The organism is Mycobacterium sp. (assembly GCF_049673265.1).
In the GTDB taxonomy this organism is placed as follows: Bacteria; Actinomycetota; Actinomycetes; order Mycobacteriales; family Mycobacteriaceae; genus Mycobacterium.
Genome location: NZ_JBATXN010000216.1, coordinates 1 through 8,059, shown reverse-complemented (window position 1 = coordinate 8,059; position 8,059 = coordinate 1). Strand labels below are relative to the sequence as shown.

10 protein-coding genes are annotated in these 8,059 nt (G+C 64.6%); 6 read left to right on the top strand and 4 right to left on the bottom strand.

The genetic code is table 11. The features are described 5' to 3' along the window. Both WBF82_RS07655 and WBF82_RS07650 read left to right on the top strand, forming a co-directional pair. Positions 1 to 594, top strand: a 594-nt coding sequence (locus WBF82_RS07655; RefSeq protein ID WP_424382453.1) for a mammalian cell entry protein, incomplete at its 5' end; no start/stop codon positions are given. Then, positions 594 to 1,076: a mammalian cell entry protein gene (locus tag WBF82_RS07650; protein WP_424382452.1), complete on the top strand. Its 483-nt coding sequence runs from the start codon at positions 594 to 596 to the stop codon at positions 1,074 to 1,076. The genes WBF82_RS07655 and WBF82_RS07650, both read left to right, overlap by 1 nt. 1 nt (position 1,077) lies before the next feature. On the opposite strand, the gene WBF82_RS07645 is transcribed toward WBF82_RS07650, so the two are convergent. The 3 genes from WBF82_RS07645 to WBF82_RS07635 all read right to left on the bottom strand — a co-directional run bounded on the left by WBF82_RS07645 (position 1,078) and on the right by WBF82_RS07635 (position 3,340). Then, complete coding sequence (locus WBF82_RS07645) at positions 1,078 to 1,641, bottom strand: hypothetical protein (RefSeq protein ID WP_424382451.1); 564 nt, start codon at positions 1,639 to 1,641, stop codon at positions 1,078 to 1,080. A 67-nt stretch (positions 1,642 to 1,708) separates the two neighbouring features. Further along, a complete protein-coding gene (locus WBF82_RS07640; RefSeq protein ID WP_424382450.1) occupies positions 1,709 to 3,175 on the bottom strand; it encodes an alpha,alpha-trehalose-phosphate synthase (UDP-forming) in 1,467 nt (488 codons plus the stop codon). Beyond that, on the bottom strand, positions 3,176 to 3,340 hold the full coding sequence (locus WBF82_RS07635; protein ID WP_424382449.1) for a hypothetical protein: 165 nt from the start codon (positions 3,338 to 3,340) through the stop codon (positions 3,176 to 3,178). It lies immediately after the preceding gene. Between the two features lie 116 nt (positions 3,341 to 3,456). Between WBF82_RS07635 and WBF82_RS07630 the strand changes: the two genes are divergently transcribed. The 3 genes from WBF82_RS07630 (at position 3,457) to WBF82_RS07620 (ending at position 6,705) form a co-directional block, all read left to right on the top strand. Next, the gene (locus WBF82_RS07630) at positions 3,457 to 4,392 is read left to right on the top strand and encodes an enoyl-CoA hydratase (RefSeq protein WP_424382448.1); all 936 of its coding nucleotides are present in this window, start codon (positions 3,457 to 3,459) and stop codon (positions 4,390 to 4,392) included. Positions 4,393 to 4,523: 131 nt separating this feature from the next. Beyond that, positions 4,524 to 5,357: an SDR family oxidoreductase gene (locus WBF82_RS07625; protein ID WP_424382447.1), complete on the top strand. Its 834-nt coding sequence runs from the start codon at positions 4,524 to 4,526 to the stop codon at positions 5,355 to 5,357. Positions 5,358 to 5,430: 73 nt separating this feature from the next. Continuing rightward, complete coding sequence (locus WBF82_RS07620) at positions 5,431 to 6,705, top strand: amidohydrolase family protein (protein ID WP_424382446.1); 1,275 nt, start codon at positions 5,431 to 5,433, stop codon at positions 6,703 to 6,705. On the opposite strand, the gene WBF82_RS07615 is transcribed toward WBF82_RS07620, so the two are convergent. After that, on the bottom strand, positions 6,702 to 7,280 hold the full coding sequence (locus tag WBF82_RS07615; RefSeq protein ID WP_424382454.1) for a PaaI family thioesterase: 579 nt from the start codon (positions 7,278 to 7,280) through the stop codon (positions 6,702 to 6,704). The genes WBF82_RS07620 and WBF82_RS07615 overlap by 4 nt on opposite strands. Before the next feature lie 117 nt (positions 7,281 to 7,397). On the opposite strand from WBF82_RS07615, the gene WBF82_RS07610 reads away from it, so the two are divergent. Then, positions 7,398 to 8,059 (top strand): PadR family transcriptional regulator (locus tag WBF82_RS07610; RefSeq protein WP_424382445.1); only part of this gene is annotated, 662 nt, incomplete at its 3' end.

Sequence of the window (8,059 nt, the reverse complement as noted above, 5' to 3'; positions counted from 1 at the left end):
ACCACAGTCCGCGTCGAGGCACCGCCCGAGCCGGTCAAGCAACGAGCGACACCGGTCGGCCCGCCGCGACGCCGGCCCGCGCACCGTCGGCTAGTCGGATTGGCGGCGCTAGCATTCGTACTGGTCGGGATCGCCGTACTGACTACGGCCCTGATCATCGAGGTCATCCAGCAGCGCCACGCCGACGCCAAACAGGCGCGCGCCCAGCGCTTCGTCGACACCGCCAACCAGACCGTCGTCAACATGTTCAGCTACACGCCAGACACGATCGACCAAAGCGTGTCCCGGTTCGTCGAGGGCACCAGCGGGCCGCTGCGCGGCATGCTCAGCTCGAACAACAACGTCGAGAACATCAAAGCGCTATTCCGTCACACTGACGCGACATCGGAGACGGTCATCAACGGCGCCGCTCTGGAGGCCATCGACAGCGTCAACGGCAATGCCTCAGTGCTGGTATCGGCGCGCGTGACCGTCACCGACATGAACGGTGTCAACAAGCCGTCTGAGCCTTATCGCATGCGCGTCATCGTGCACGAGGACGACAACGGGCGAATGACAGGCTATGACCTGAAGTATCCGGACGGGGGCAATTGATGCGGTGGTTGATCGCCGCCACCGTCAGCTTGCTGACCACCGCGTTCATCGGGTTAGCCGCGGCCGGCGGCTGGTTCTACTGGCAACGGGTCGAGACCCGCGGAGAGCAGTCCGCCCGGGCGGTGCTTCCGCCGTTGGCCGCCAAGCAGATTCCGCAAGTATTCGGCTACGACTACCAAACCGTCGAGCGCAGCCTGGACGCCGCGTATCCACTACTCACACCGCGCTATCGGCACGAGTTCGAGAAGAGCGCCACCGAGCAGATCATCCCGGAGGCCAAGAAGCGCGAGGTCGTCGTGCAGGCAAACGTTGTCGGCGTGGGAGTCATGGCAGCGCAGCGCAATTCGGCTTCCGTCATGGTCTACATGAACCGCACTGTCACCGATAAGTCGCGGGAGCCACTCTACGACGGCAGCCGGCTGCGAGTCGACTACCAGCGGGTCGGCGACAAATGGTTGATCAACTACATCACGCCGATCTAGTTCAGCGGCACTGCCCGATCTGGTTGCAGTCCAACGGATAACGCTCGACCGGGTTGGGCAGCGGCCCCTGGAACGCCAGCGTGAACGGGGTCTTCCGCATCGCGGGCTGCAGGCCGCAGACGTCGCCGTGAATGCTGGTGTGCGTGCCCGTCAGTGACACGTCGTCGAACGCGTACGTTTCCGTCGATGCCGCGGTGGTGCCATCCGGACAACTCACGCCGTCCGGCTTCGGTATGTCAAACGTCCACAGGTCGCTGGCAAGACGAGCACGCCCGACGTAGTTCGCCAACTTTTCCTGACGGCTGATCACCCGGGGTGTGGTGCTACTTACGTTGAGAGCGCAGAGGTCCGCGGCGATGACCGGGTCGGTGAAGTCAGGAATGGCCCGCTGACGGGATGGCGCATCGCACAGCGCGTTGATCTTCCACGTGGCCGAGGGCACTCCGGCTTCGCTGAAGCTGTACATGCCATCCGGTGGCGGTCCGAGCGCTTTGGCGGGGCTCGCCGTTCCCAGCGCCACGAGTGCCACGGCAGCGGCGGCGGTCAGACCGCGGGACGTACTCATCTTCGACGCTCCCTTCCGGCTAGGTGTGCAACGAGTATTGCAGCGCGCCGGGAGCAACACCATCGAATCAGCCGTTATGCGGATGCGCCTCGCCCAGCGCTTCGAGGAACGACCGAGCCCAACGATCGACGTCGTGGACGAGGACCTGGCGTCGCAACGCCCGCATCCGGCGCCGCCCCTCGTCGACCGACTGGTTGAGCGCTGCCTCGATAGCATCTTTGACGCCTTCGGTGTCGTGCGGGTTGACCTGGTAGGCCTGCCGGAGTTCGGCTGCCGCACCGGTGAATTCGCTGAGCACCAGCGCACCGCCCAGATCGCTGCGGCACGCGACATACTCCTTGGCCACCAGGTTCATCCCGTCCCGCAGCGGGGTGACCAACATGACATCACTGGCCACGAAGAACGCGACGAGTTCATCTCGAGGGACCGGGCGGTGCAGGTAGTGCACCACCGGATGGCCGACCTCGCCGTATTCGCCGTTGATGTGGCCGACCTGGCGTTCGATATCGTTGCGCAGCACCTGGTAGCTCTCCACCCGTTCCCGGCTGGGGGTGGCGAGCTGGACCAGCACGGTGTCGTCGCCCTTGACGCGGCCCTCGGCGAGCAGCTCGGCGAACGCCTTGAGGCGCACATCGATGCCTTTGGTGTAGTCGAGCCGGTCGACGCCGAGCAGAACCTTGCGGGGATTGCCGATCTCGGCCCGTATCTCTTTGGCCCGCTTGCGGATGTTGCGGTCGCGGCCCTTCTGGTCGAGGTCGCTGGAGTCGATGGAGATCGGGAATGCGCCCACCCGAGTGATCCGCCCGTCGACCTCGACCTCACCGAATCGCGCCCGGACGCCGACTGAACCGCGGGAGGTGTTCGCGCCTATCAGGCGCCGCGACAGAATCAGGAAATTCTGCGCGCCGCCGGTCAGATGGAAGCCCACCAGGTCTGCGCCGAGCAGTCCTTCGACGATCTCGGTGCGCCAGGGCAGCTGCATGAACAGCTCGACCGGCGGAAACGGGATGTGCAAAAAGAAGCCGATGGTCAGATCAGGCCGCAGGTCGCGCAGCATCGCCGGCACCAGCTGCAATTGGTAGTCCTGCACCCAAACCGTCGCCCCTCGGGCGGCGGCGCGTGCGGCGGCCTCGGCGAATCGGCGATTGACCTCGACGTAGCGGTCCCACCATTCCCGGTGGTAGGTCGGTTTGACGATGACGTCGTGATACAGCGGCCACAGCGTGGCGTTGGAGAACCCCTCGTAGTATTCGGCCACGTCTTCGGCGGATAGCCGCACCGGATGCAGCCGAAGGTCCTCGGCATCGATGGGCTCCTCGTCGCCGTCAACGATGCCTGGCCACCCGACCCAGGCTCCGTGACGACGCCGAAGCAGCGGCTCTAGTGCCGTAACCAACCCGCCGGGGCTGCGCTTCCAGGTGGTACTGCCGTCGGGCAGCCGCTCCATGTCGATCGGCAGCCGGTTGGCCACCACCACGAAGTCGGACTCCCCGGCGGCAGATTCCTTCGAGCACTTGCCTCCCGCGGGCGGCATTTACACCTCGATTTTCGCCGGCCCAATACCGAGCATCGACAAGAAGACGCGGCACTCGTCGGCGTCGTTCGCGTAGGCCGCTACTACGCGCCTGGCCTGCCTTGCGGTGGTGTCGGCTAGCGGTTCCACATCTTCGATTTCAGAAGGATCAGGTTTAGCGGGCATGACATAACTGTATGCGACGTGCGCGTTCGCCTGCAGCCGACGCCCTAACCCGCTGTTCGCCGCGTTACGGGCTGGCCGTAATGTGTAAGGACCTGATCCAGCGAGTGAGGTGGCCAATGGCAGTCCCCAACGAGGTGGGCACCAACGCGGTTGACGCGAAACCCGAACACCTGGTCGCCTACGAAACGCTCGACGACGGCCGCATCGCCCGGATCTGGCTCAACCGGCCGGACGCGCACAACGCGCAGAGCCGCGGCCTGCTGGTCCAACTCGACGAGGCATTCTTACGAGCCGAGGCCGACGACGACGTTCGGGTGGTGATCTTGGCCGCGCGCGGGAGGAATTTCTCCGCCGGTCACGACCTGGGCTCGGAGTTGGCATTGGCCGAGCGGGCGCCCGGCCCGGACCAGCTGCCCAGCTTCCGGATAAACGGCGCCACCCGCGATCCGGTCGCCGAGAAGGTCTACCTTCAGGAATGGCATTACTTCTTCCAAAACACCTGCCGTTGGCGCGATCTGCGAAAGATCACCATCGCCCAGGTACAGGGCAACGCGATCTCCGCGGGCTTGATGCTGATCTGGGCGTGCGATCTGATCGTCGCCGCCGACAATGCGAAATTCAGCGACGTCGTCGCAGTCCGCATGGGCATGCCTGGCGTCGAATACTACGCGCACCCTTGGGAATTCGGACCCCGCAAAGCCAAAGAGCTGTTGCTGACCGGTGATTCGCTGGACGCCGACGAGGCCTACCGGCTCGGCATGGTATCCAAGGTCTTCCCGGTCGACGAACTCGAGGACAAGACCCTGGAGTTCGCGCGGCGCATTGCCGAGCGGCCAACGATGGCGGCCCTGCTGATCAAGGATTCGGTCAACGCGGCGTCGGACGCGATGGGTTTCACCGAGGCGTTGCGCCACGCGTTTCATATTCACGAACTCGGGCATGCCCACTGGGCGGCGCACAACGAGAACAGGTACCCGGTCGGGCTGCCACCCGATGTCGAGGACTGGCGCTCGCCGAAGCCGTCCAAGATCGCCCGCCGCGACGAGCCGTAACCGGCGAGGGTCACATCTGTCACAGCAGCCCCACGCCGGCGGGGGACCGGCGTTGTGCCCGCCTTCGAGCAATTTGAGCCGCATGGTTCGATGACTAGAACCTGTTTCAGTTTCGGTGTGAAGGGGCTGGCGTGGAGCTTTCGTTCGAAGACCGGACTTACTTGGTTACCGGCGGTGGCAGTGGAATCGGCAAAGGGGTCGCTGCCGGGCTGGTAGCCGCCGGGGCCGCGGTGATGATCGTCGGTCGTAACGCCGATCGGCTGGCGGCGGCGGTCCAAGAAATCGAGGCGGGCAAGGGCAGCCGCGGCGCGATCCGATACGAACCGGCTGATGTCACCAACGAAGACGAGGTCGCCCGCGCCGTCGATGCCGTCACGGCGTGGCATGGTCGGCTGCACGGAGTGGTGCATTGTGCGGGCGGATCCCAGACCATCGGCCCAATCACCCAGATCGACTCGGATGCGTGGCGGCGCACCGTCGACCTCAACATCAACGGCACCATGTACGTGCTCAAGCACGCCGCGCGCGAACTCGTGCGCGGCGGCGGAGGGTCGTTCGTCGGCATTTCGTCGATCGCGGCCAGCAACACCCACCGCTGGTTCGGCGCCTACGGGGTCACCAAGTCGGGCGTCGATCACCTGATGCAGTTGGCCGCCGACGAGCTGGGCCCGTCCTGGGTGAGGGTCAACGGCATCCGTCCGGGTCTGATCCGCACCGATCTGGTCGCGGCGATCACGGACTCGCCCGAACTGTCCGGGGATTACCGCAGCTGCACGCCGCTGCCGCGGATGGGTGAGGTCGACGACATCGCCAACGCGGCGATGTTTCTGTTGAGCGACGCCGCAAGCTGGATCACCGGCCAAATCATCAACGTCGACGGGGGACACTTGCTGCGCCGCGGCCCGGATTTCACCGCGATGCTGGAGCCGGTGTTCGGTGCCGACGGCCTCCGCGGAGTGGTGTGACGGTATGAAGAACTTGCGATCGTTGGGCCACTCGGAAGGCTAGCCTTTAATAGCGACAACGTCGGAGGATGCGATGGCTACAACCTGGGACACGATCGATCGCTACGTCGTCATCTCGACGGATACGCACGCCGGGGCCGATCTCCACGACTACAAGCCGTATCTGCCCGCGGCCCTGCATGACGAGTTCGAGGCATGGGCCAAGAGTTACGTGAGCCCGTTCGATGACCTGATCACCGCGACCGCTCAACGCAACTGGGATCACGAGCTCCGGATCGCCGACATGGACGCCGACGGAGTGGCGGCAGAGGTGCTGCTGCCCAACACCGTTCCGCCGTTCTTCCCGACCACACCCAACATCACCATCAGTCTTCCCCGGACCCGCGAAGAGTTCGAAAAGCGCTGGGCCGGCGTGCAGGCCCACAACCGCTGGCAGATTGACTTCTGTTCGCTGGCCCCGGCCCGACGCCGCGGATTGATCCAAATCTTTCCTAACGACATCGATCTGGCCCTGGAAGAGATTCGCTGGGGTGCCGAGCAGAACTGCTTCGGCGGCGTGCTCATCCCGCCAGTCTCACCCGGTGACCCCAACGTCGCACCGCTGTTCCACACTCGCTACGAACCGATCTGGGCGCTGTGTGCGGATCTGGACCTGACGGTGGTGCAGCACGCGGGCGCCGGCAGCCCCGAGATGCCGATGGACCAACCGGCGTCCAACGCGGTGTTGATCACCGAGATGGCGATTTGGGCCAACCGCACCCTCGGTCACCTGATCCTCGCGGGGGTGTTCGAGCGGTACCCGACGCTGCGATTCGTGCCGACCGAACAGGGCACGCTTTGGGTGCCAGGGCAACTCGGCATACTCGACGCCATGGTGCCCACCATGAAAACGGAGGCTCACAACCGCACTTACGGGATGTTCGGCGGGTCATCGGTCGACGAGTTGACTTTGACGCCAAGCGAATACGCTCAGCGGAACTGCTACCTCGCCAGCGAGCTAGCGCCCTTCGACGCAGCGATGATCGATTTCATGGGCCCAGAGCACATCATGTGGGGTAGCGACTATCCGCACGAGGAAGGCTTCACACCACACTCCAAGCTGGCGATCCGCTGGGCATTGCACGACAAGTCGGAGGATGCCTGCCGAAAGATCTTGGGCGGCAACGCCGGCCGGCTATACCGCTTTGACCTTGATGCGCTTTCGGGAGTCGCTGCGAAGATCGGGCCAACGGTTGCCGAGGTACATACGCCGCTGGAAGACACCGGTTATCGTGCCCCTGCCGCTTTCGGTTACCGGCCGTTCGAAGGCGGCCTGGCGCTCAAGCGGTTGGCTCCGGCGCGCAGCTAGCTTTCGCGTGGGTGGATGAAAACGCCCTCAGCCTCGACGGTGATGCCCTGTGCATCGGCAAGATGGCCGATGGCGAAGGTTTTGACCCCCTCCACCCGGTCGACGCGGGCCTCCGCATGCAGCTCGCCCAGCGGGGTGCCTCGCAGAAAGCGGACGCAGAGAGTGCCGGTGTAGGCAGGCTTTCCCGGCTTGTGCGCGGTTGCGCCTAGGACATGATCGAGCACCATCGCGCAAACCCCGCCATGCACGTGGCCGGGCGGGCCTTCGTAGGCTGCGCCGAGGGCGAAGTCGGACCACACCAGGCCGTCGGCTCCGTCGTTGATCGCCAGGGGAGGGGCGACCGGATTGCGCAAACCGATCATCACATTGCCCCATGCCACCGTTTGGCCGTTGCCCGTCTGCTGCACTCCGAAAGAACGCGGCATCGGTGCCGCGGTCAACTTCTCAGTGATGCAATCGATCTCCTCCTTGGCTGCGATGAGGGTCGCCGCGTCGACTTGTGTCCTGATTGTGGCGTCGATGAGGCGACGCACCGAATCGGCCAACGGCCGATACAGCGACTGGAGCGTCGCCATTTCCCCGTTGGATGTCACGGCCACAGTGTGCAGCGCGGCTTACGCGTCCGGCAATGCCGTCTCCCGGCCAGTGGTCAGTTGCCGAAAGCCTAGTGGCTTGGGCTGTAACCTGGGCAAATGGAAGGCAGCAATCCGCCGGGCAAGCCGAATCTTGCGGCGACCAGCTGGGCGCTGCTTGGCATGCTGTCCTACGAGTACGAGCTCTCCGGCTATGACATCCGAAAGTGGATCGACTGGAGCATGCGGTTTTACTACGGCAGCCCGGCCTACAGCCAGATCTACTCCGAGCTCAAGAAGCTGGAGAAGCTGGGCCTGGTGACCTCGCGCGTCGAGAACACGGGCGGCACCCGCCATCGCAGGCTGTACAAGATCACTGAAGAGGGGCTAGAAGCGGTGACCCAATGGGCGAATGAGGCTCCGGTCGACCCGCCCACCCTCAAGCATGGCCCGCTACTGCGGGTCACGCTGGGGCATCTGACTAACCCGGCGCGGCTGAAGGAGGTGCTGCAGGAACACGTGGCGTATGCCGACGAGATGCACCGAAACGCCGCAAAGGACGCCCGCTGGGCCGGCGCGGATCCGTCCTGGGCATACGCCCGCGTCGCGTTGCAGTGGGCCGAGCGGTACTACGCCAATGAGCGGGAGCTCGCCCTGAAGATGATCAAAGAGCTCGACGAGGCGGAAGCCACATTTCCCCAGCCCGGCAAAGGCGGCCCTGCCAAGATCCCTTGGCCCACACCGGAATTCTGGTACGAAGTTGAAAAGAAGGCCGACGCTGA